At 70.8% G+C, this 21,484-nt stretch carries 23 protein-coding genes; 1 reads left to right on the top strand and 22 read right to left on the bottom strand.

The annotated features are described in order from the left end of the window. Positions 1-45 precede the first annotated feature (45 nt). The 16 genes from ACIRPK_RS23995 to ACIRPK_RS23920 form a co-directional block, all read right to left on the bottom strand. The gene (locus ACIRPK_RS23995; RefSeq protein ID WP_403041396.1) at positions 46-474 is read right to left on the bottom strand and encodes a hypothetical protein; all 429 of its coding nucleotides are present in this window, start codon (positions 472-474) and stop codon (positions 46-48) included. 33 nt (positions 475-507) lie between these two features. Beyond that, the gene (locus ACIRPK_RS23990) at positions 508-1,428 is read right to left on the bottom strand and encodes a replication-relaxation family protein (protein WP_403041508.1); all 921 of its coding nucleotides are present in this window, start codon (positions 1,426-1,428) and stop codon (positions 508-510) included. Between the two features lie 195 nt (positions 1,429-1,623). Beyond that, positions 1,624-2,901 (bottom strand): hypothetical protein, encoded by a 1,278-nt coding sequence (locus ACIRPK_RS23985; protein WP_403041394.1) that lies wholly within the window; start codon positions 2,899-2,901, stop codon positions 1,624-1,626. Between the two features lie 77 nt (positions 2,902-2,978). Further along, positions 2,979-3,791, bottom strand: coding sequence for a hypothetical protein (locus ACIRPK_RS23980; RefSeq protein WP_403041392.1), 813 nt, complete (start codon positions 3,789-3,791; stop codon positions 2,979-2,981). Positions 3,792-3,880: 89 nt separating this feature from the next. Continuing rightward, on the bottom strand, positions 3,881-4,909 hold the full coding sequence (locus ACIRPK_RS23975) for a single-stranded DNA-binding protein (protein ID WP_403041390.1): 1,029 nt from the start codon (positions 4,907-4,909) through the stop codon (positions 3,881-3,883). Positions 4,910-5,056: 147 nt separating this feature from the next. After that, on the bottom strand, positions 5,057-6,082 hold the full coding sequence (locus ACIRPK_RS23970; RefSeq protein WP_403041388.1) for a phosphoadenosine phosphosulfate reductase: 1,026 nt from the start codon (positions 6,080-6,082) through the stop codon (positions 5,057-5,059). A gap of 138 nt (positions 6,083-6,220) precedes the next feature. Beyond that, entirely contained in the window at positions 6,221-6,370 is a 150-nt protein-coding gene (locus ACIRPK_RS23965; RefSeq protein WP_403041386.1) for a hypothetical protein, read from the bottom strand. A 376-nt stretch (positions 6,371-6,746) separates the two neighbouring features. Next, positions 6,747-8,462 carry a ParB N-terminal domain-containing protein gene (locus tag ACIRPK_RS23960; protein WP_403041384.1) on the bottom strand — a complete coding sequence of 572 codons (1,716 nt, stop codon included), beginning with the start codon at positions 8,460-8,462 and terminating at the stop codon, positions 6,747-6,749. A 233-nt stretch (positions 8,463-8,695) separates the two neighbouring features. Continuing rightward, on the bottom strand, positions 8,696-9,349 hold the full coding sequence (locus tag ACIRPK_RS23955; RefSeq protein ID WP_403041382.1) for a hypothetical protein: 654 nt from the start codon (positions 9,347-9,349) through the stop codon (positions 8,696-8,698). 19 nt (positions 9,350-9,368) lie between these two features. Beyond that, positions 9,369-10,091, bottom strand: coding sequence for a hypothetical protein (locus tag ACIRPK_RS23950; RefSeq protein WP_402878761.1), 723 nt, complete (start codon positions 10,089-10,091; stop codon positions 9,369-9,371). Between the two features lie 130 nt (positions 10,092-10,221). Further along, entirely contained in the window at positions 10,222-10,569 is a 348-nt protein-coding gene (locus tag ACIRPK_RS23945; RefSeq protein WP_402878758.1) for a hypothetical protein, read from the bottom strand. A gap of 242 nt (positions 10,570-10,811) precedes the next feature. Further along, the gene (locus tag ACIRPK_RS23940) at positions 10,812-11,516 is read right to left on the bottom strand and encodes a hypothetical protein (protein WP_403041380.1); all 705 of its coding nucleotides are present in this window, start codon (positions 11,514-11,516) and stop codon (positions 10,812-10,814) included. A 143-nt stretch (positions 11,517-11,659) separates the two neighbouring features. Beyond that, positions 11,660-12,373 (bottom strand): hypothetical protein, encoded by a 714-nt coding sequence (locus tag ACIRPK_RS23935; RefSeq protein ID WP_402878753.1) that lies wholly within the window; start codon positions 12,371-12,373, stop codon positions 11,660-11,662. 239 nt (positions 12,374-12,612) lie between these two features. Next, positions 12,613-14,046 (bottom strand): hypothetical protein, encoded by a 1,434-nt coding sequence (locus tag ACIRPK_RS23930; protein WP_403041378.1) that lies wholly within the window; start codon positions 14,044-14,046, stop codon positions 12,613-12,615. Positions 14,047-14,299: 253 nt separating this feature from the next. Further along, positions 14,300-14,800 carry a hypothetical protein gene (locus tag ACIRPK_RS23925; protein ID WP_403041376.1) on the bottom strand — a complete coding sequence of 167 codons (501 nt, stop codon included), beginning with the start codon at positions 14,798-14,800 and terminating at the stop codon, positions 14,300-14,302. A gap of 332 nt (positions 14,801-15,132) precedes the next feature. After that, positions 15,133-16,620, bottom strand: a complete 1,488-nt coding sequence (locus tag ACIRPK_RS23920; protein ID WP_403041374.1) for a hypothetical protein — start codon at positions 16,618-16,620, stop codon at positions 15,133-15,135. Positions 16,621-16,967: 347 nt separating this feature from the next. Here ACIRPK_RS23920 and ACIRPK_RS23915 point away from each other — a divergent pair, with 347 nt between their 5' ends. Then, positions 16,968-17,618: a hypothetical protein gene (locus tag ACIRPK_RS23915; RefSeq protein ID WP_402878904.1), complete on the top strand. Its 651-nt coding sequence runs from the start codon at positions 16,968-16,970 to the stop codon at positions 17,616-17,618. A gap of 220 nt (positions 17,619-17,838) precedes the next feature. On the opposite strand, the gene ACIRPK_RS23910 is transcribed toward ACIRPK_RS23915, so the two are convergent. The 6 genes from ACIRPK_RS23910 to ACIRPK_RS23885 form a co-directional block, all read right to left on the bottom strand. Continuing rightward, entirely contained in the window at positions 17,839-18,018 is a 180-nt protein-coding gene (locus tag ACIRPK_RS23910) for a hypothetical protein (protein ID WP_403041372.1), read from the bottom strand. Next, positions 18,015-18,467, bottom strand: coding sequence for a hypothetical protein (locus ACIRPK_RS23905; RefSeq protein ID WP_403041370.1), 453 nt, complete (start codon positions 18,465-18,467; stop codon positions 18,015-18,017). The genes ACIRPK_RS23910 and ACIRPK_RS23905 overlap by 4 nt, the downstream gene beginning before the upstream one ends. A gap of 2 nt (positions 18,468-18,469) precedes the next feature. Next, positions 18,470-19,276 carry a hypothetical protein gene (locus ACIRPK_RS23900; protein WP_403041368.1) on the bottom strand — a complete coding sequence of 269 codons (807 nt, stop codon included), beginning with the start codon at positions 19,274-19,276 and terminating at the stop codon, positions 18,470-18,472. A 200-nt stretch (positions 19,277-19,476) separates the two neighbouring features. Beyond that, the gene (locus tag ACIRPK_RS23895; protein ID WP_403041366.1) at positions 19,477-19,797 is read right to left on the bottom strand and encodes a hypothetical protein; all 321 of its coding nucleotides are present in this window, start codon (positions 19,795-19,797) and stop codon (positions 19,477-19,479) included. A 98-nt stretch (positions 19,798-19,895) separates the two neighbouring features. Next, positions 19,896-20,390: a hypothetical protein gene (locus tag ACIRPK_RS23890; protein ID WP_403041364.1), complete on the bottom strand. Its 495-nt coding sequence runs from the start codon at positions 20,388-20,390 to the stop codon at positions 19,896-19,898. Between the two features lie 79 nt (positions 20,391-20,469). Next, positions 20,470-21,261: a hypothetical protein gene (locus tag ACIRPK_RS23885; protein ID WP_403041363.1), complete on the bottom strand. Its 792-nt coding sequence runs from the start codon at positions 21,259-21,261 to the stop codon at positions 20,470-20,472. Positions 21,262-21,484: the final 223 nt, after the last annotated feature.

Genomic DNA, 21,484 nt, shown 5'->3' with positions numbered 1-21,484 from the left:
CCGAGGCACCGCCTCCAAAGCCGGTGAACCTATGCGGTCAGAGCACTAGCCGGCCTGCTGGCGGGCGGTGCCCGAGACGGCGACGATGTCGCCCCACGCGACCGGGGCGCCGCTGGTGAGCAGCTTGCGGACGGCGGCCGCCACGACGTGGACTTCCGCGATGAGCTCCGGGGCGAGGTCCAGGTCTGCGTCGTTGCAGGTCACGACGACCCGTCCGGGCAGGAAGTAGGTGGCATCGTAGGTGATGTCCAGTCCGCGCCAGGCGCACGCGAGCGCGGTGGCGACCAGATTGCCCTGGAACTGCTCGCGGTGGCCGTTGTCGTGGACCCACATGGTCGCGCGCCGGTGGTAGTAGCCCGGGTCGGGCGTCCCCGACAGGCGGGCCTTCAGCGATTGGTCGCGGGTGGTGCGGTCGTCGGGCAGAGCGAGGGTCTCGACACTTCCGTCGGTCTCGATCTGCAGGGCCTGGGGCATGGCTTCTCCAATCGGGTGGTTCGTTCGGACGGGCTACAGGTCCATCCATCCGCAGGGGCGCCGGTCAGAGTCGGCAAGGGACACCCACACGGGGTCCGACGGTCCGGCGTCGGGCTGGGTCTTGCTGGGGGAGATCCGCTCCAGCAGGACGGCGCCGGCCTTGACCTCCTGGAGCATCTCGCGGACCCGGCGGTTGCTGGCCGCCGCAGCCTGCAGGTCCTCGATGCGGCGTTCCCTGGTCGTCTTGGAGCCGCCGGCGAAGACGAACAACAGTCGGGGGAACCTCGGGTAGAACTCCACCCACGCCGGCTCCGCCTGGGTGCTCTCGATCGTTGGGCGCCGGCCGCCGCCCTGGAACGGCCGCAGCTGCCAGAAGCGGGCGTAGGCGGTGAGCTTGCCGACCAGCTTCTCGCTCCCGTAGGTGGCGCGGTCGACCTCCACGAAGGCCCGCAGGTGCACCCGGCCGTCCGGCTTGTTGGCCGTGTACCGCATCAGCGCGTCCGACCGCACCGCGTCGGTCTTCCGGTCGGACAGGCGGTGCATGGTCTCCGGCGCCCAGTCGAGCGGGTGGTAGTCGTCCCCCCGCCGCCGGGCGTCTGCGAGGAACGCGAGATGGGTGGTCAGTACGGCCTGCGAGTGGGGCAGCAGGATCCGCGCGGCCACGTCGGCCAGATTCTGCAGTGGGCTGGTGCGGTCGCTCACCTCCGGCATCTCCGCCGCGATCGCCATGCCGGCGGCCGTGAGGTAGCTCAGCTTCGCAGTCCGCGGCTCGCGAAGGGCCACGGACTCCACCAGGCCGTGCTGACGCAGCTTGCGCACCTGGTCGCGGACGTAGCTGATGTCCTTGTCCGGGCACAGCATCTCCTGCAGCTGCGCCGTCGTGGCGGAGCGGTGCTGGTACAGCACTGCCAGGACCATGTAGGCCAGGGCACTGGGCGCGAAGGTCGGGTTCACCAAGATCCTCTCCAAGGGCTGTCGGCGGAACACGCCACTCAACCCCGCGAGCCTTGGTGGAAACCTTGGTGCCGGGCTGCGCCCAGGATCACGACTGCGCAACGCCGATCACCAAGGCCTCCGCCGGGCCGGCCCACTCGCCACCAAGGTTTCCGGCCCAGTGGCCCTGACCTGGGCTTTCGCTGCCACCAATGTCTACGGCTGCTCGGGCGCGGAGGCCTCGCGCAGGTACTTGCCCGCCGTGGCCGGGGTGACGCTGAGGACGACGGCGAGCTCGTCCTCAGTGAGGTCCGGGTTCTTGCCCAGCAGCTTCTTCGTCCGCGCCAGGCGCTGCTCGGCTTCCTGGCGCTTGGTCGGTCCGGCCGGCTCGGACGGGTCCCGCCGGTAGGAGGTCGCGGTCTCGGTGCTCACTCCGAGCTCCTCGGCCAGGTCCGCGTCGGTGAGGTCCGGGTTCTCCTGCAGCAGCTCCGCGGCCTTGGCCCGGCGCCGGGCGGCCAGCGCCTCCGGGCGGGCGTCGCCGCGGCCCAGCTCGTTGAGGTGAGTGTTGGCCGTGGTGTGTCCGATGCCCAGACGCCGGGCGACCTCGCCTCCGCTGATGTCCGGCTCCGCCTCGGCGAGCGTCCGTACGGCCTCGCGCAGCTTCGTCGTCGCTCCCTCGTCCGTGCGCGGACCCATGCTGTCCCGGAGGTAGCGGTGCACCGTCCGCTCGCTGACACCGATCTCGTCCGCGATCTCGGCGAACGTGTAGGGCGGGTTCCGGTCGCGCTCGAACATAGCGACCGCCAGGGCGCGCCTCTCCGTGCTCACCCGGACCAGCTCCCGGGCGGCCTCGGAACGGGGAGTCCACCCGCCGGTGCTGCCCTTCGGTCGGCCGAAGCCCTTAGGGGCCCCGACGCGGCGGCGCTCCTCGGCGTTCCACCGCTCGATCGTGGCGCGGAACCAGAAGTCGACACCGTAGAAGGTGCGGTCGGGGTCCGGCAGCTGGGTCTTGCTGCCGCGGTAGTAGGACTCCCAGGTCGACTTCTCCAGCCGGCGCTCCTTGGGGACAGCCAGCCGTGCCTCTTCCAGGCCGAGGAGCTCGTGGCCGCTGATCCAGTCCTGCAGGTCCGCTTCGCTCATCGTGTCGAGCTCGTCGGCCGACAGGTCGACGATGGTGCCCTCCTCCTCTTCCTTGGCGAGCCAGGTGCGGACCAGGTCGCGCAGCTCGTCCTCGGTGAAGGTGCCGTAGTCCGGCAGGCCCGGGATCGGCTCCAACTGCACCGGGGCCTTGCCCTTGTTCGCCTTCAGCTTGCGCAGGTTGCGGATGAGGACCTCGGCCTGCTCCAGGTCGAAGAGCACCTTCGTTCCGCGACCCCCGCCGGCCAGCGCGTCCAGCGTCTTGAAGTAGCCCTTGTTGTTGATCGCACCAACGCTCCAGTCGGCCTTGTGGGCCAGGTCGTCGCGGTCGATGACGCTCCGTCCGAGCGGGATCATGATGTCCTCCTGAAGGACTCGATAGGCGAGCAACCCGCCTTGACGTAACTATGTTTACCATGAATTTCCCATTAAGGCTACTCCGGCTCAACCCAGGTCATCGCCCGACACGCCGCTACGCCCGGGAAGCGCCGTGCCGGCAATGCGAGGTCCGGGGAAAAGGTCGGCCCGCCGGCGTCCGCCCCGGCCAGCAGGGCCACCGTCGTGATGGCCAGATCGAGGCCGCACCGCACTGTGACCACATGTCCCGAGCCGCCCTCCACGAACAGCTGCCCAGGATCGAGCTCCCGCAGCGTTCGAGCGTGCGCCGCGATCCCGCCGCCCAGCAGGTCGGATCCCGCCCCGGCCGGGGTGCCAACTGCGGTGGGCCCGGCCGTAGCAACCAGAAGCGTCACCTCCATCGACCGCGGGTCCACCTCCGCGACGACGCGACCGGACGGCAGGTCCAGGACCAGCCGTCCGCCCCACCCCGGACGGACGAGGCGCCCCGGCACCGCGGCCGCCAGGCCCCGCAGACGCCCAGCGGCAACGGCCTCTCCTTCCTCCGCCGTCATCCGCCGCGCGAGGGCGGAGTCGACAGCGGGCAGGTGCCGGCGAACGGCGGCATCCGCGAGACGGGCCGGCAAGCCATCGGCTCCTGGCATCACCTCGAACCGGCCGCCAGCGGAGGGCCAGGGCGCGATGGCCGCTCCCTCCGGCAGGGCCGTCACCAGCAGCGAACGGAACCCGTCGCCCACGGAGGCGACCGGCCGGCCGCGGAACACGACGTTCGGCTCCAGGCGGCTGCGCCAGGTGCGGCCCGGCCTGGCCGGAAGGTGCGCGGCGACCGCGCGAGCCAGCACGTCGCAGTCGTTAAGCCCGGCAGCAGCCGGGAGGTGGGAGGAAGACATGGGTGAGACTCCTTGTCGAGGGAAACCGGCCCGGGCGCGCCGGCCAGGACGGAGGGACGGCTCCCGGAGGGGAGCCGCCCGATGGACGATCAGGAGAGGCCGGAAGTCAGCAGGTCGGCTCCCAGCGCCTTCACGTCGAAGACCACCAGGCTCCGGGGGATCGCGTGCTCCTTGGGGATGTAGACCTGATGGACCAGGCGGCCGACGGCGATCACACGGCGGCCGACCGACAGTGAGGCCGCCGCCCGCGCGGCTTCACCCCGCAGGGTGCAGCGCAGCCGGTCCGGCACCTCGTGGCCGCCCGTCCCGGCCCGGCCCTGCTCGTGGGCGATCGTGAACAGCAGAGCGACCTCCCCCTCGCCGCTCGTGCGGGACCCGATCTCCGTGATCCGGCCGGTGAAGGTCTCCAGCCGGTCCGGCACCGGGTCGAGTTCGGCGAACGCCGACGTACCGGGCTCCTGCTCGGCGGCCTTGTGCAGCGCGGCCCGAGCCTTGCGCACACCCTTCGAGTTGACCGCCGCCTGCGACCGGCCGTCGATCTCCCGCACCTTGGCGAGCAGGCCGTCCGCCTCGTCGCGCCGCTGCACCGTCTCGGGATCCTTGTCCCGGGCAGCACGGGAGCAAAGCTTGGCGTGCGCTCCGTCGATCTCCTCCAGGGCGACGGCGACCACGGCCGCCGCGCCCTGGCGTCGCCGCTTGCGCGAGAACCCCCACTTGCCGTCCTCGGACTCCAGCGCCACCAGGGACACAGCGGGCCACCCGGTCTCCTCCAGCGGGCCCAGCAGCACGTCGAGCTGGCAGGTCACCCGGGCGTCGTGCAGCGGCTGCCACGGGTACCAGGTCCAGCCCGTGCGTGAGCTCAGGAACTCGCAGGCGCTCGCGCCGGTAGGGTCCTGGCCGTCGCGCTGCAGATCACCGAGGTATGCCGCCAGGTGCGCGAGCTGCCATCCGATCGCATCGAGGTGCGGCGCCGGGACGGACATCGTCAGGACGGACAGCACTCCCGAGCGTTCGGAGACCCGCAGGTGCAGTACCAGCAGGTCGTTCGAGGTGTCGCGCTGACGCTGAGCCGGGTGCACCTGGTCGGTGACGGCCGCAGTGCTGGTCGTTGCGGGCATGGGGGCCTCCTTGCGCGAGCGGTTCGAATCAGACCAGGGCCAACTGGTCCGACATGAAGAAGAATACCACGGATTATCAACCCAATGGCGCCGGGCGGTGCCTTGGACCGTCTGGAGTCGGGCCGGCCGTCGCCCCGGGGCCGCGTATCAGATGGTGATCACCGGCAGCAGGCGCCGGGGCGGGGCGGACACCGACAGCTCCGGGAGCCGCCGCGGCTCCTGCTGCAGCGCCGCGGTCAGTTGCGTCATCATCCGCGCGTAGTCCGGCCCCTCGTCCTCGATGACGATGCCGGGGTCGGGTGCCCCGGGCCGCTTCGAGGCCGCGATCAGCTCGGCCATGCTCACGTCCGCCCGGAAGCTGTCCCCACGCACCTCCTCCGCGAGGGCGATCGCTTCGGCGATCCGCGGCCGGCGCAGCACGCCGAGAAGGCTGTCGCGCCGGCTCGCAAGGAAGCAACTGGAGCACGAGCAGCGACTCGACCCCAGCCAGTCCCCGGCGCCCGGCGCCGAGTCGTAGCACCAGTGCCACGCGTAGCCCAGATCCGAGTGCAGTCGGCGGACCTCCTCCTTGCTCCACTCCTTCGTCGGTAGCCACTCATCCACGTGCCGCGCACCGTTGGACTTCACGCAGCGGTAGGCCGGCCGCCGGGCCCGGTCCCTCGACTCCTCGCCCCGCAGCCCGAGCACCTTCAGGATCCGCACCGGCCGGCCCAGCAGCGGCTGGAGGCGCTGCACCTCCGGGGTGTGCGAGCTCTCCTCCAACTGCTCCTTGAAGGACTTCGTGCAGTACCTGGTGTTCAGACGCATGAAGCGGCCGTACAGCGCGGTGTACGTCAGGAGGTCGTACGGCTCCCGGCCGCCGGCGCCGTCGTCGCGCATCTTCGTCCGCTCCATGTGCCGCGCGGCGGGCACGCCGGACTCGCGGCTCTGTTGTGCGGCGAGTTCGGCGACGCTGCCGTAGCGATGGCCGCCGAAGTTGACGGCCGGCCACTCCATCAGCCCCAGGGAGGCGTGGAAGGTCCAGACGCGGTCGGCGACTCCGGCTACCTTGGCGGCCTCCATGAGGACGTGCTGCATGGCGCGGGAGTCAGCGCCGCCGGACAGGTTGCCGCAGATGATGTCGTACTGGGTGAGATCCGGCGCCAGGCCGGGCGTGATCGTGGTGCTGGTCATCAGCTTCCTCGCGATGGGGGTGTTCTGGAGGGCGGGGCTCGGGCGGCCGCGTGTGACGCACCGGCGGCTGCGGCCGCCCGAAACGTGAGGTGGGGCTGGCCGGGCGGTCAGCGCCGCCCGGCCGGGCCCGGTGAGGGATCAGCGTCCGGGGCGCGGGCCCCGGGTCTGGGCCGGGATCCGGGGTGTACTGCCCGGCAGAGGGAGAGGCAGGCGCTGACCCGGGAGGTCGGTGTGCGGGATCACGGGGTCGTTGTCGTCGCCCTCGAAGTCCTGCGGCTGCTCGGTCATGGGGGTGCCCTTCGCGCGTTACGGTCCGAATGCCATCGGGAAGCCATCCGCGATGACATGAGAATAAATACCCCGCAAATTCCATTCCAAACGGTCTGGCGGACCGTACGGGCGAGTCCCGGCGCGCCGGCGTGGGCCGGAGCGGGATGGAGGATCGAGCCCAAGGGGCCGTGGCCGGTGCGCTAGAGTGGTTGCACTGCTTCGGCGAGAGTGGCCTTGGTCATCCTGTGCTGAGCGGTTCGATTGGAACGGCGCTGGGTTAGCCCCCTCCCGCAAGGGACCCGCAAGGGCAGCGCCGTTCTGAATTTCCGGAGTGCACCGCCGCCGGCCGCCGCAGAGGCGAGGGGCGGAGCTGTTCCGCTCCGCCCGGCCTGCCCTACGCCTCCTCGGGCTCCGACTCCTCCGCCTGGTTGCCCTCCGGGCTCTCCGCCTCCTCGGCTCCCTGTGTGTCCGTCCCGCTGTCGCCGGGGGCGGTCTCCGGAACGTCGGGCTGGTCCTGCTGCGCCGGGTCGTCCTCGCCCTGGCCCGCGCCGTCCTGCTGCTCCGGCTGCTTCGCCCGGGGCGGCTTGGGCTTGCGTGCCGGGGCGGCCTTGGCCTCGGCCTTCTCCTTCTTCTCGACGGCGGCCACCATCTCCTTCTCGATCGCGGAGAGGGTGTACCCCTCGGCCTTGAGGAAGCGGAGCCAGTCGGCAGTCCAGCCGTCCGCGACCGCCCAGTGCTTCTTGCGGCTCATGTGGAGTTCGAAGCCCATGGCGACCTGGGCGAACACGGCGTTGAAGTTGCGCCGGTTGCGGCGCAGGCGGGCGTTAAGGGCGTTGAGGAAGCCTCGGGCCCGCTTGTAGGAAGCAGCCGCGCACGGCTCGTCGAAGAGTGCGGCCAGCAGTTCGGCGTTGCCTGGGGAGACCGCGTCCGCGTACCAGCTCGGCATCTCGGTGACCACCTGCATGGCCAGAACAACGGCCGCGTCCGAGAGCTTGGCCTGGACGAGCTGCTTGACGAACTTCCCTCGTACGACGCGGGCGTTCTCCTCGTCCTTGTTCTTCTTCGCCACCTCTGCGGGCCCCGGGCCCTCCGGCTTCGAGCTGCGCGCCAGGTCGGCCCGCTTGTGCCCGTTCGCCCTCCAATCGGTGCAGCCGAAGACCAGCTCGTCCGACCAGTTGAAGGCGAACGCCTTGCCGGGGCACTCCGCGCTGTGCTGCTCGGGGTCGATCGGCTTGCCGTCCGGGCCCAGCAGGTCGGAGAGCATCCGGTCCTGCGACCCCGGCTCGTACCAGGAGCGGTACCGCACCTCCTTTAGGCTTTTGCCCGCCCACTCCGCACGGAGCGCCTCCTGTGCGGCGATCTCCTCCTTTTCCTTCAGGAGCCGCTGCATGGCGTGCTTCCAGTTGCCCTTGTCCGTGGAGCCGGACTTGGCGTCCTCCTTGTGGGCGCGCTTCAGTTCGTCCATCGCGTCCGGCAGGTCCGCGACCTCTGCGAGGGCGATCTGCTCCTCCAGGTCGAACTCGTATTGGGCGGCCTTCTTCTTGACCTCGTCGGGCAGGGAGGTGGCGCGGTGCGCGCTCTTGACCTGCTCCACCGTCAGACCGGCCGTGACGGCCGCCTTCTTCAGCTCGGCATCCGACAGGCCCAGGAGGTCCAACTGCTCGGCGGCGCGGGCCACGTCGGTCGAGGTCATCGCCCGGCGGAGCAGGTTCTCCTGGAGTGACTTGGCGACGGCGGCCGCGATCACCTCGGCGGACTGGCCGACCAGGTCCGCGCGCACCATGCACGGGACGGCTTCGACATCGTCCGTACGACCCTCGTCGATGCACCGCTGGGCGAGCGCCTGGGCGCTGAGCATCCGGCGCTGACCCGCCACGACGCCGTACTTGCCGTCCGGGAGGGGGCGGACGAGCAAGGCGGTCTCGATGCCGTCCTCCTCCACCGAGTCCAGCAGAGCCTGATCCGGATCGGCCTGCTCGGTGCGGACGTTGTACTCGTCCAGGACGAGAGAGAACGGGTGCAGGTACAACAGCTCGCCGATACTGCGGTAGCGCAGCCCCTCGGGCGTACGGGTCGTCTCAGGGGTGGACTCGGGTGCGACGGTGGTCATGGGTGCTGTCCTTGCGTGCGGTTCGAATGCCATCCGGTAGCCATCCGGCCTGACAAGAGAAAGACTACCACGAATAAAGCACGAAGGGTGACTCAGAGCCTTCCCGTCCGGCTGCGGCCGGACCGCACACCAACTGCGCGGCACCGGATCGACCCGCCCCAGCCGCCAGGGCGCAGGCGCGGCGGGGCAGGTGGGCCGGCGGCCCCGGCCGGGGCCGCCGGGGGCCACGACCCCTACCCGAGCAGCTTCGGGGCGAGCACCCGCACCGCCTCGGTGACGGCGATGGCCAGGTGATCGGGAACGAGCGTGACGCCGGACAGGATGTCCAACTGATCACCCGGCTCGGCCGAGTCCACCCGTTCCAGAACGGCAATATCCCCGGCGTCGTCGCACGCCCAGTTCCCGGCCTCCTCGACAAGGGCGGCGATCAGCCCGAGGGCCGCGTTCAGGCGGTGGTCCTGGCCGAAGTTGTGCACCGTCAGCCACTCCCGCTCACCGGGCAGTCGACTCAGAAGCACCCCCTTGAGGCGCTTGGCCGCCTTCTCGGCCCGCTGCGAGTCGTCCGCGAACAACTCCAGCCGGCCGGACTCAGTGGAGACGGCCCAGGCTTCCACTCTGGCGCGCTCCGACGGCTCGTAGTACACCGTGTCGTCCTGTACGTCGACCCGCAGCGGCACGGTGCTGCGCCCGGCCGGCCGCTCGATCAGCGCGGTGTGGGTGGTGTCCAGGTCGACGCTGACCCGCAGCTGGCCCAACTTGTCGACGTAGGCGAACACCATCACCCCCGCGACGGTCACGGCGGGGAGGGTTCCGGGTTCGTCCCGCCGCGCGGGCCGGAAGCGGGCGGTGCGGTGAAACTTGCGGCGAAGGCGCTCGGAGATGGGCATGTGTGCGCTCCCTGCCAGGTCAGAAACGGTTGATGTGGAAGCCGGGCGAGGGCGTCAGGGTGACGACCAGTTCAGCGTCCTGCGGGGGGTCGTGGTGCTCGCCGGCCTCGGCGAGGTACGCGCGGACCATCTCGGTGGCCAGGCTCTCGCCCAGCTCGCGGCGCCCGAAGTCGGCAACGCGGCGGCTGTGGTCGGCGAAGATGATCTCCACGCCGTTCGGCGACCAGCCCGTGGTGCTGTCCCAGTCGTCGTAGGAGCTGGCGGTGCGCAGCTCGACGGGGGCCGGCCAGCCACGCTCGGCGCACAGCACAGTCAGCTCCCGGGCGATCGCCAGGACTGCGCGGCGGTGCAGCTCGGAATGCGCATCCTCGATCACCAGCTCCAGGGCGATGTCCGTCATCTGGTGGAGGCTGCTGGCGGCAAGCCGGGTGCCGCTGCGGCGCAGCAGGCGCTTCCACACGCCGGACCACGACCTGTTGGCGCGCTGGCGTCGGACCTGTGCTTCACCCGGCACGTCCACCTCGATTCCGCGAAGCCGGCCGTCTGGCGAGCGGAGGGAGGCTTCGGCCCCCTCGGCGTTGATGCCTACGTAGACGGTGCCGTCGTCCTGGATCTGGACGCCGATCCGGAGGCCGGCGGCAGCCAGGACGGGGATGCTCTCGGGGCAGTCGGGGTCGGACGGCAGCAGGTAGGCGCCGGTGTGCAGAGAGGTGACCTGGCGCGTGGTCAGGGTGTGGCTCATGGGTCCGTCCGTTGCGGGGTGTGGTGATGCGGAAGGCCGACGGCGGCGTGTGAGGGCGTCGCCGGGCGGGCCTGCGGTCGGGTGCGCCAGGGCTGGTGCACCCGACCGCAGGTGTGGCAGGGCCCGGCGGTCAGCTGGAGACGCTGAGGCAGGCCAGGGGGATTCCGTTCAGCAGGAAGTTCTTGGTGTCGGCGGGGACCTTGATGGTGGTCTGCCGTGCCCAGCGCAGCTGGTTGGTCGACGCCTCGTCGAGAGTCAGGGCCGCGAACTTGCCCTGGATCGTCGCTACGGTGCCGGTCAGGCCGACCAGGAACTTACGGTCGAGGTTCTTGGTCGTCACCGTGCTGCCTACGGTGACGGCGGCGGAGCGGATCTTGCCCAGGTTCCGGTTCCGGTCTCGTACCGCGTCGATCACGCGGTCGAGGTCCGTCTCGGTGGCTGTGGTGAGGATGTAGTCGATTGCGTCGGCGAGCGACACGGTGCCTCCAGTTGAGCTGCGGTGATGCGGTCCGATGCCAATCCGAAGCCATTCGGACTGACAAGAGAAATACTACCATGAATAACGCATAGTGTGGAGTGGGCGGCACGCCAGACGAGCCGGAAGAGCCTGTCCGGCTGGCCTCGCGCACGGCGGTCCGCACGCGCCAGCGTTGGGCGAGGTGCAGGCGCGGCGGCGCTGGCGGCTGCCCCGGACCGTGCGGTCCGGGGCAGCCGGGCGGTTCAGCCCTCCGACTCCGGTACGGCCGTCAGGGTGCGCAGTTGCTCCAGCGCCCACTGACCGAGCGGCTGGTCGGCGTCGGCGGCCGGACTCTGGTCGTGATCTCCGAACGGGCAGGGCGGTGCGTGGACGGCGAGGATGCCCGCGAGCTGCCCCCGGTCGAGCGTTTCGGGGAGGCTGCGGCGGCCCCTTGCCTCGTCCCTGTAGTGGCACAGGAGCGAGGCGGTGATCTCGTCCGCGTCGACCTGGAACGAGGAGTTCACGGTCGCGGTGACGTGCCCGCCGGAGTCGCGGCGCAGCCGCGCCCGCGTCTGGACCTGCCCGGGGGCGAGCACTTCCCGGCGGTCCAGCTCGGTGATGCCTGTCTGAGCGGCGTGGAGCCTGCGGCACACCTGGATCGCCGCTACGGCGGATGCGACCTCGCGCTGGAACGCCTCCGGCTCCCGCTCGGTGCCGAGGTCGGGCGACTCGTACAGCAGGACGCCCTCGTGCTCGTAGTGGGGGTAGAAGTAGACCGCGAGCCCGCTGTACTCGGAGAGCGGTTCGATCACGTGGCTGTTGACGTCGGTGATGCAGATCTCGGTGGTGCCGAGCGGCACCTTGAGGGCGGTGTAGCCGCCGCCGGTGTGCCAGAAGTCGTTGGGGATGTCGTGCGCGGCGAGGACGGTCTCCAGCGCCTCGTGGAGCTTGATTTCGGGCGCGAGCATGGTGCAGGTCAAGGGTGTGCTTCGCCTTCGGTAGTGCGGTGTTTGTGTGGCGAGGGCTGGCGGTCGTGCGTCGCGAGCCCGGCGGCGGTCAGCGGCGGCGGGTGCGGCGGCGGTGAGAGCACACCGCCGCCAGACCCGCTTCGTCAGCGGTGGCGGTCCAGGAAGGCGCGGGCGGCGGCGACCACGTCGCCCCCGAACCCGGCCTGGAGCCGGGCAAGGGCCTGCGGCCCGAACCGGTCGATCAAGTCGCAGGCGACGGTGATGATGTAGTCCCCCGTGCGGGGGGTGTCGTGGTCCTCGAACACGCGGCCGTGGGCGAAGGCGTGGATGATGTCGATCCCCGAATCCCAGCCGTCCCCGTGCATCAGCCCGTGCTCGGCGGTGAATTCCGGGTAGAGCCGGGCCATGTCCTGCGGCGTCGCGTCGGCACCGGCCCGTCCCTCGACCAGGGCGGTGGCGTACCGGTGGGCGGTGACGTCGAACACCCACATCCAGCAGTTGGTCTCCTCGCCGACCAGTCGCTCCCAGGTGACTGGGGGCATGGGTCCTGCGATGGCGTTCCTGTCGCTCAGCCACCGCCGCAGCAGGGTGGCGGTGCGGTGGTGGCGCAGGAAGCGGGGCCGGGGCCGCACCTCCCAGACGCCGCTGTCCACGACCTCGGCGTGGGCGTCCAGCAGCATCCACAGCACCGTGCGGTCCGGGTACTCGGGGCCGAGGTAGAGGCGGTGGTAGCGGCCGTCGACGGTCAGTTCGACCTCCGTGCTCCAGTCGTCGCCGAGGTGTTCGGCCCGGGCGGGAATTCCCGCCCGGCTGAGCGCCTGCGCGAGATCATGGGCAGGGGTGTGCGGTGTGGTCACGGGCGGTCCTCCGTGGTGCTGGGTCGGCGATTCGAGTGCCGCCCGAAGCCACCCGGTGCGACAAAAGAAATATTACCACGGAAAATGCATTTATGGAGGTGATGCACCCCTCCCAGGCACGGGCGGGAGGGGGCTGGGCCTGCCCGGCTCACCCCCTGCTCGTCGCAAGCTGCCACTGACGCACCAGGTTTCGGCGCCCTGACCGCCACTGAGCCACCACGGAGTGCCCGCTGCCGCAGCTACACCCCCGTCAGCAGACCCTCCGCAGACCGCTCCCCGGCGGCTGCGGCGGCCGCGGCGAGCCCGGCGGCGGATCGCCAGGCCGTCTCGAAGCCGCCTCGCGCCTTGGACGGGACGGCCGCCGGCGCCGCGACGAACTGGCGCTCGACAGCTGGGAAGCTGCCGCCGCGCTGCACGGTGACCAGGCGGTCGAAGCCGAAGGCGTAGCCGGGGACCCCGCTGGCGGTGTGCTCCAGCTCGCGTCCCGGCCGGGACGCGAAGCGCTCCAGGCTTCCGCAGGCCTGGCGACGGGTGAGTGTGCCGACGCGGCGGACCGACCGCCAGATGGTGCCCTTGCGCTCGGAGTCCGAGCAGAGCGGGTCCCGCCGCTGGCACCGATGGCCCCGGATCGTCTGGCAGTCCTTGCAGCGGGCCCACTCCGACGGCAGTACTGCGGCGTTCTCGGCCAGCTTCAGGCAGAGGGCGCACCGGAGGCCGTGCCACAGCTTGCAGTGGTCGGAACGCCCGGGGGTGAGGACCCGGCGGACCTCGTAGACGCTCCAGGGTTCCGTGTCGAGACGATGGGCCAGCAGGTCCAGCGCGGCGGTGTTGCCGGCGCGGTGCAGCTCCTCGCGCAGGCTGGACTTCGCGTACAGGGTGAAGAGCGGATTGAGGGCCTGGGCGGTGTACTCCAGCATCGCGGCCTCGGCGATCTGTGCCGGGAAGCGCTTGGAGCGGGCCATGTGGTCGGGTAGGGAACCGGCGCTGACCGGGTACGGACAGGCCCAGCAGAAGCTTTTCGGGTAGAGGACGCCCAGGCGGTCCTCCAGGTAGGCGAGCAGCCTCGGGCGATCCCAGGTCCAGTTGATCAACGGATACCAGGGCCTGCGGCCCGGCTTGGCGAAGGAACTGTCGACCCGGGCCCGTCCGAGCTCCCCATGCTCGAACCCGACGACGTGGCGGTAGGGGTCGGCCATGTTCTGCGCGAACCAAAGGTCCAGGGGTTCGCCCTTGGCCCGGACACTGCACAGCCGCGCACCCCCGTACATCGGCACGGTGCCGGACTCGCGCAGGTCGAGCAGCAGGCTCCACCGGCCCGAGGCGTGGATACGGGTCGGCGAGCGGGTGTCGGAGAGGACCTCGACCCCGCACTGGGCGATGGAGGCGCCGCCTCGGGCGATCTGCACGTAGCGGACTCGGTGAGCGCGCAGCAGGGGAAGGACGTGCTGCTCGGCGAGGGCGATGCTGTCGGGCCATTCCATACCGGTATGAGCCGTGATCACGATCAAATCGGACAAATCGGCCCGCAGGCCGTAGGCGGTCGGGTTCTCCAGGAACCGCAGGATGATCGCGGTCGAGTCGGCGCCCAGGCCCCAGCTCACGACGGTTGTGCCACAGGGCTCGGGCTCGGGGAAGGCATCTGCGTTGAACAGGGCGAGCTGACCGGAGGTCATGTGGAGCGCTCCAGGGACGCGGGCCACCAGCGGCCCGGGATCGGATCAGAGAGTGGGAGGTCCGGAAGTGGCGCCGGCCGTCGCGGCGCTCGGTGCGGCGCAGCCAGGCGGCGACACACTGGTGGGCGCCGCGAGGGCGGCCCCGGCCGGGGCCGAGTGCCACGAGCGCAGGCAGGCGCGCCAGACCCCGCCGGACGCAGCGCCCGGCCCGCTGCGCACCTCCGGGGAGGTATGCGGGGAGCCGGGCGGTCGGTCAGGCTGCCGCCGGGGCGGTGGCCAGCCGCCGCAGCGCCCTTTCGGCGGCGGGCACGGTGAGTTGGGCCAGGTCGATGTCGGCCACGCCGTGCGCGTACAGCTTGATCTTGTGGTCGGGCCCGCCCGACGGGTTCGGGAAGGAGACGGGGATGTACAGGCCGGGGCCCAGGGAGCTGGTGTCGAGATCCGTCAGCTCGGCGACGTCGGCTCCCGCCCAGTAGGCGGTTGTCCCCGCCTCCATGACGGCTCGGGCGAGACGGTTGGCACTCACCGTTGGCAGACCCAGTGCCGCGATGCCCACGTGCGTCGGGCAGGAGACCAGGGCGACCACCTGGCCCCCGCCGAGCGGCCCGGCCACGGCCAGGCTGCCGGAGTCCAACTGCTGCCAGCCGTCCCGCAGGCGGAGCGACGGCGCCGCCTCCACCAGTGCACCCGCCGCGTGGCCGATCGCGTCACGGGTGGCCGATCGCCAGCTTTCGAGTGCTGAGGTCCTGTCCATGGGTTCTCCCTGCGGGTGAGTCGCGGTTCGACGCCAGCGCGGTAGCCATCCACTCTGACAAGAGAAAGATTACCACAAATAAGCAATCAATGGTGCCGGGTACGACTCAGTGCCACCGCCGGCCGGGGGCGTATGCGAGTGTCACGTAGAGCCGTGGCGCTGAGGGGTTCTACCGGCCGGTATCACGGCTGTGCGTGACACTCGGTGTGATCTTGAAGGGGTGGCTTCCGCCCGGGCGGGCCGTTGCCCTGGCCCACGGTGTCGCCGTTGAACACAGCGACACCGTGGGCCAGGAAGGCACTCGTCGAACGCGCTACCCGAGCCGATCAGGCTCAGTCCTGAAGATCGCCCGAATCATCGCTTTCGGGCTCGCGGAAGTCGGCGAGGGTTGGCATCGGCGTCAGCTCTCCGGTGACCGGTGCCCACGGGGAGAGCTCGTGGGCGGAGGGGCGTCGGATGGCCACCACATCGGTGAAGGAGATTCCCGATAGTGACCCGTCGGCCCACTGCACGCGCATCCATGGGACGTCGCGCGGGCCGCTGGAGTGGTCTTCGAGCTTCCAGACGTTCACGCGGAACCACAGCGGCGGATAGTAGTTCCCGGTCGCCGCGGGGCGGGCCCAGTAGATCTCCATGACCTGACCCCGGCCCGGGGTGGCGTCGGGCATCAGGCGGCGGGCCTGGGCCAGCGCGACGGCGGGCACGTCGCTCAGGACGGCCCGGCCGTCGAGGTCCCACGCCTGGTCCGGGCTCTGGACGTGCCAGACGCGGTGCTGCTCGCGCATCGCCTCGCCGATCAAGGTGAGGACCTGCTGCCGCCAGGCGGCGACCATGAAGTTCGCGGCGGACACCGTTCCCAGCGGTGCGTTCTCGTCGGGCAACCGGCAGGTGGTGTCTTCCGGGGTGTCCGGCAGTTGGGGTTCGGCGCCCAGCCAGACGGGCTCCTGCTGGAGGGAGTTGCGGGCGTGGTCGGTGAGCTGCGACCAGATGTCGGCAGGGAAGCCGCGGTTCGCGTCGCGCGGGATGGTGGTGGCGAAGGTGTCGAACCAGCGTTCGGCGCGCATGTCCTCGTGCATCATGGACCAGCCGAGAGGGTGGTCGGGGCATTCGAAGCCCTGGTCGTTGTCCCACAGCAGGTAGATCTCGGCCGCGCCGAGCAGGTCCTCCTCCAGGTCGTGGTAGGTGAAGGCGTCGCTGCGCCGCAAGCTCACCCAGCCGAGGTCGGGGAACCAGTCGGCCAGGTGGCCGGCTGCGTCCAGAGGCTTGTCTCCCGGGTTGGCCGTGTGGGGGTCGGAGGCGAACTCCTTGGCCTGCTCTACCAGTTCGCGGGCCTTCTGTGCCGCGATCATCAGCGCGAGGTCTTCGGCATGGCAGCGCGCGATCGGTGCCTTCCCGGCGAACAGGTCGTCGGCGATGTCGCGGAAGGCTCGGGCCATCCGGGCGCGCCACGCCTGGTCCTGCCGGTCGCTGCATCGGGGAAGACGGGGGACGACGTGGTCGTCGGGGGAGTCGGTGTCGGAGAGCACTACGGGTTCGTCGCCCCAGCGGACGACGTCCAGCGCGTACATGGAGGATGCGAGCTCGGCGGCCACCTCCCCCAGCAGGCGCAGCTCCTGCCGGGTGGCCAGGTCCGACAAGTTCCGCCCCTCCCAGCGCTGGCGCTCCTTCGGGGCGAAACCGTCCCATGGGGAGGCAGCCGGACTCTGGTCCGTCCTGGCGCTCTCGGCGACGGCGCGCCGGGCTTCGCTGAGCGGGACCCCGTGCTCCGCCATGTAGGCGCGTACGGCCCGGTCGCGTGCCCGGGTGGAGTTCTGGGACATGAAGATCCTCACTGCAGCCGTGTTCCACGCCGCACGGGCCGCTGAGAGGTCAACGCTGCCGTGAAGGGATGCCGTCGGGAGAGCGCGAGTCGGGGACTCTTGGCCTCTGGGCCTCTCGACGGCGTGGACGTGAGGGACGGGGCATCAGGCCAGCGCCGTGGCCTTCCAGGGCCGACTATACCGGTCCGAGGTGGTGACACCAGGGCCTCCGGCGACGGCCACGGCTGCCTGACTCCCAACGGTCCTGGCAGCGTGCACCACCCGGCGCGTCGATGTCGGCCCTGCGCCCGTCGAGTGCTCCCTGACGCCGGTCCTCGACGGATCGACGAACCCTCTAGCATCGGATCATGAAGACCACCGAGGCACGAGACCTGATCGCCGAGTGGCTCACTGCCCGTATCGGCGAGGGGTTCGAGCACTGGGTGAACGAGTCGCCCACCGCGCGGGCAGCTCGGCGCTACCCGCGGCCGACACAGTGCCACCCTGCCCACGACCCGACCAAGGCACCGCGCGTTCCCAAGGCTCTGGTGGACACGCGGCAGGTGCCGCCCGGGAACCGAACCTCGGTAATCTTCACGTGGAAGGTCGAGACGGACGAGCCTCCGTACTTCATCGCCAACGTCCCCACGTACTGGCCGCGGCGGATCGTCGCCCCGGGGTGGGCGCTGGTCGCCGGCCGTCCGGTGATCGACGTCCTGGAGTGGGACGAGCTCCGGCGCCCCCTGCGGATCAAGACGGTGAAGCTGTGGAGCCACTTCGACCCCACCATCCACGGCTGGCGGTCGTGGGCGGACAATGTCGAAGCCGATGTCGACTGGAGCAGTCCTGACCAGCCCGTCCTGCGCTTTCGAGAGCACAGCCGTCTGACCGACACGGGACGAGCGCGTCCTCCAGGGCCGCTGCCCGTCGCTCCAGGCGCTCCCGGCCTGGCGCTGCACCTCGACAGGCAACCGCTCCACGCCGGGGCGCATGCGGCTGGTGTACGAGTACCTCGTTAGCGCCTGTCGCCTTCACGATTCCCGCAGGCGATCAGAAGCCGCTCGCCGAGGTCCGCCGGCGGATCTCGCCCTCGGCCTGCTCCTTGCGGTAGCGCGCGATGCCGCCGCGACATCGGCACCCCGAGCGCGAGCACACCGACCAGGCGGCCGCCGTCCGGCTCACCCGCCCCCGGCGCGCTGGCCCGAAGCTGCATTCGGCACGCCATCCTCACTGCGACCACTACGAGCCGCTGTAGTGGTGCCGCTCCACGAACCGCCGGGCCGGGTAGAGGCTCGGGTCGAACCCACCCTCGTTGGTGCGCCGCCAGCCCGGGCGCCTGTCGGTCCACCGCTGGCACCACGCCGGATCCAGCAGGTCCACCCGCAGCTGCTCCCCGCTGCTGGGAGTCCGAATGGTCACAGCCGCCCGCCGTGTCCCGCCCCGCGCTGCACCGACCCCGCAGTGCCGGGGATGCGCAGCGCGAAGGCGACTGCGGCGAACTCGCTGAACTGCCAGACGGTTCTCTCGCCCTGGACCGCCTGCAGGATGCCGTCCTCGCGCTCCAAGCCGAACCTGGCCGACAGGGCTCGGCGCGCCTCCCGGCGCGGAACTGCTCTCCAGCCGTGCACGGCCAGGGCGCGGTCGACCTCGTCGGTCGTGCGGGCCGACCAGGGGCGATCGGTCTCGTCAGGGACGGCCGTGTCCGGCTGCAGAATGCGGTCGCCGGCCCCGGCGGTCGGCGCACCGTTGGGAAGTGCCCAGATCTCCGATGCGCCCGCTGCGCCCGTCGGCAGGTGCAGGTGGACGTACAGCACAGGCGGGGAAGGAGTTCTCGATGTCCAGGGGAACCCGGCTGTCTCGATGCTCATGGTCAGTGCCTCTCACTGGAGAACGACAAGACGTCGGCCTGCGACTGCCTCGGTGCCGACCGGGGCGGTTGCGCCACCGGTCGTCCGGTGACGCGCCGGTAGGCCGCTTCGGGGCCGAGTGCGTATGCGCAGTCCGGGAGGTCCTCGACGGCGATGTCGTAGTTCGATTCGGCTACGGTCACCCGCAGCACGGTCAACTCGTAGGGGTGGAGTACACATAGCTGGCACCGGCTTATCTCCGGGTCGTGGACGGGGAGGCGCATCTGACGGCGGTGTTCGCCGTCGTGGACGTTCTGCATATGGGTCAGGTGGGAGCGCACGTCGTCGCCCGTGCGAAGGACGCCGGGTCCGCCGTTGAGACGCCGGTAGAAGACCTTGCCGCCCTCGGGGGTTACCTCGCGGGTCGCGCCCGGCCCGGGCAGGTCGGCGAAGGAGACCGGGACTGCGACGATGGTCCGGTGGTGCTCGACGAGCCGCGTCACGACCATGTGCGGTGTCTTGTACGGCCAGTGGCCTCGGACGACGTATGGGGCGCTGAGCTCTATTGAGGTGCACCCGGAGTGGCCGTGGGAGCGTTCCCGGTAGTGGACGGTCCAGCGGACCGTGTGTTCGGTGCTCAGCAACACGGTGTCCTCCGGGTCGAAGACGTGCAGCCGAGCGCCACGATCGGCCGGCCCGCCGTCGGTGGGGACCAGGAGTGCCGCCAGGTCGCCGCCCGCGCACCGGGTGAGCCCGGCGACCCGAAGCGGCGCGAGTTCGTGGAGGACCGTCGCACCGTCGAACAGGGACTTGGCCTTGGTGTACTGCATGCAAGCCTCACAGGCGTGGGAGGGGCCGCGCGGGGCGGCTTTGTCGGAGTGCCGGCCGATGCGCTGAGGTACGAGAGCCCTCGGCGGGCTGGCCGGTCCGGCCTGACCGGCCAGGCTGAGCCGGGCGGGATCAGGCCGTGGCTGGGCGGTGGGCGGTCCGCGCCGCCGGTCGTCTTGCAACCGGCGGCGCGGACCGGGCCCTACCGGCCCTCGAACAGGTCGGCGAAGCTGGGTGAGCGGTACATCGGCAGGTACGGGCCGATCTCCCAGGTCAGGACGTCGTCACCGCGATGCGCCGTCACCTGGACCGAGTCCACGCGCGCCTCGGTGGGGCGGAAGTCGCCGGGGAGCGACCACTTCACCTCGACCGTGAACTCGGTGAAGGTGTTGTTGCCCAGCTCGCCCTTCAGCAGGCGGACGATCTGGTCCGCAGTCGCATACCGCAGGGGCACGTACTCGCCGATGATGCACTCGGTGCAGCCGCAGTCCGCCGGGTCGATCGCGAGAAGTCGCGTGGACATGACGTGGTCCTTTCCTGGAAGCGGTTCGATTGCCGCCAGGGAGCCGCCCTGGCCGACAAGAAGAATACTACCATGGATAGGCCATCATTGGTGCTCTGCTACGCCTCTCCCTCGCTCTGACAGTTCTCGACCTGGGCTCCAGCGGCGCCCGCCTCCGTACCAGCCGCATCCGGTACGGGCACGGCCAAGGTGAACACGTCGTCCAGGTCCACCGGGCGCTCGTTGGAGGCCAGAGAGGACAGTTCGTCGTGAAGCAGGTCCGACAGGTCCTCCTCCAGCCTCGTCCCGTCGCTGAACACCAACTCGGCCAACTCGGGCTCCCACCACAGCCCGTCGTCCCACGAAGTGGTCGGCACCTCTATCCGCTCAAGCCGCACACCGGACGGGTCGGGATCCCCATACAGCCACCCCAACTCGTCCCGAAGGACCTCGTGCATCGACGCCACGCTGCGCCGGTCCTCCTCGTCGGGGATCAGCGACGACAGGTGCCACAGCGTTTCGGTCTCCAGAACCGGCAGGACGGCGGCGAACGCCGGCGATGTCAGGAAGGCGTCGAGAGAGGCGGGGTCGAAGGTGATGGTCGGCGCGGTCACGCTGCTCCAGTGATCGTTCTGAGGGGGAGGGTGTCCCGGCGGTCGGCGGCTGCCCGCCGGGACGGGGGAGCTCGGGAGGCTAGAGCTGCCCGAGAACCATGAGGACTAGGTCGAGGTCGGCCTCGAAGGCGAGACCGGCCTCGGTGTCGTCCGTACCCGAGGCGTTGTCGGCCAGGAAGACGTTGACGGCGGTCCGGCCGACACCGAGGCCGGTGAGCATGTCGGTGCCCGGCTCGCACTGGCTGTACGGGGTCAGTACCGGGAAGGCGTTCACCACCCACACGTAGGCACCCGGAGCGGTGAACCGGTGTACCGCCGGGTCCTGCGGCGGCAGGGCGATCAGCAGCGCCCTCTCCACGGAAGCGAGCGGGGCTCGGGCCTCCAGCAGGACCCGGCCGGGCGCGCAGGGCTGAACGGTCGGCTTCACCCCCGCCCGGTGCTCCCACTGGATCACGTCGCTGCGCGGAAGGAAGGTGGCCGAGGCCTGCGCCTCCTCGGGAAGCAGGCCGAGAAGCTCGGATACCGTCAGGGCCTCGCGAAGCCTGATCCGGTCCGCCGCCATGCCCGGCTCTGCCACCGGTGCGAGGTGGCTGCGGGCCGCTTCGGCGGCCAGATTCAGCGCGGTGACGTGCCGCGACGGAAGAACGGTCGCCGGACCCGGGGGCAGGCCCGCCGGGGGCTCCCCGCCGTAGGGCCAGGAGCTGACGCCGATCCCCTCGGGAACGGCGGTGATCAGCAGCCGACGGACCTTGTCGTGCAACACGGCCTGGTACTGCCCGGCGCCGTTCAGGCCAGCATGGTTGGCCTGCCAGCTGCCGTGGCGGCTGGGGAGCTCGGCGGCGACACCGGCGGCAAGCCATCCCAGAGACATCGGATCGGAGTAGGTCGGATCGGCCATGGTCAGGCCCCTTCGGTCGTGGTGTGGAACAGGTGGACGGCGTGTCATTCCCGGCCCCGGGCCGGACCGGGGCCGCGGGCGGGCCCCCCCCCCCCCGGGGGGCGGCCCCCCCCGGGGGGGGCGACAAGCGGCCCGAGCCCGCCCAACCGGCGGCCACGCGCGGAAGGGGGGGTGGAACGAGCCGCGCCGCCCCCCC

This window comes from Kitasatospora sp. NPDC101801, assembly GCF_044766665.1.
Classification (GTDB): domain Bacteria; phylum Actinomycetota; class Actinomycetes; order Streptomycetales; family Streptomycetaceae; genus Kitasatospora.
The sequence above is the reverse complement of the archived record's forward strand: the minus strand, read 5'-3'. Positions and strand labels throughout refer to the sequence as shown.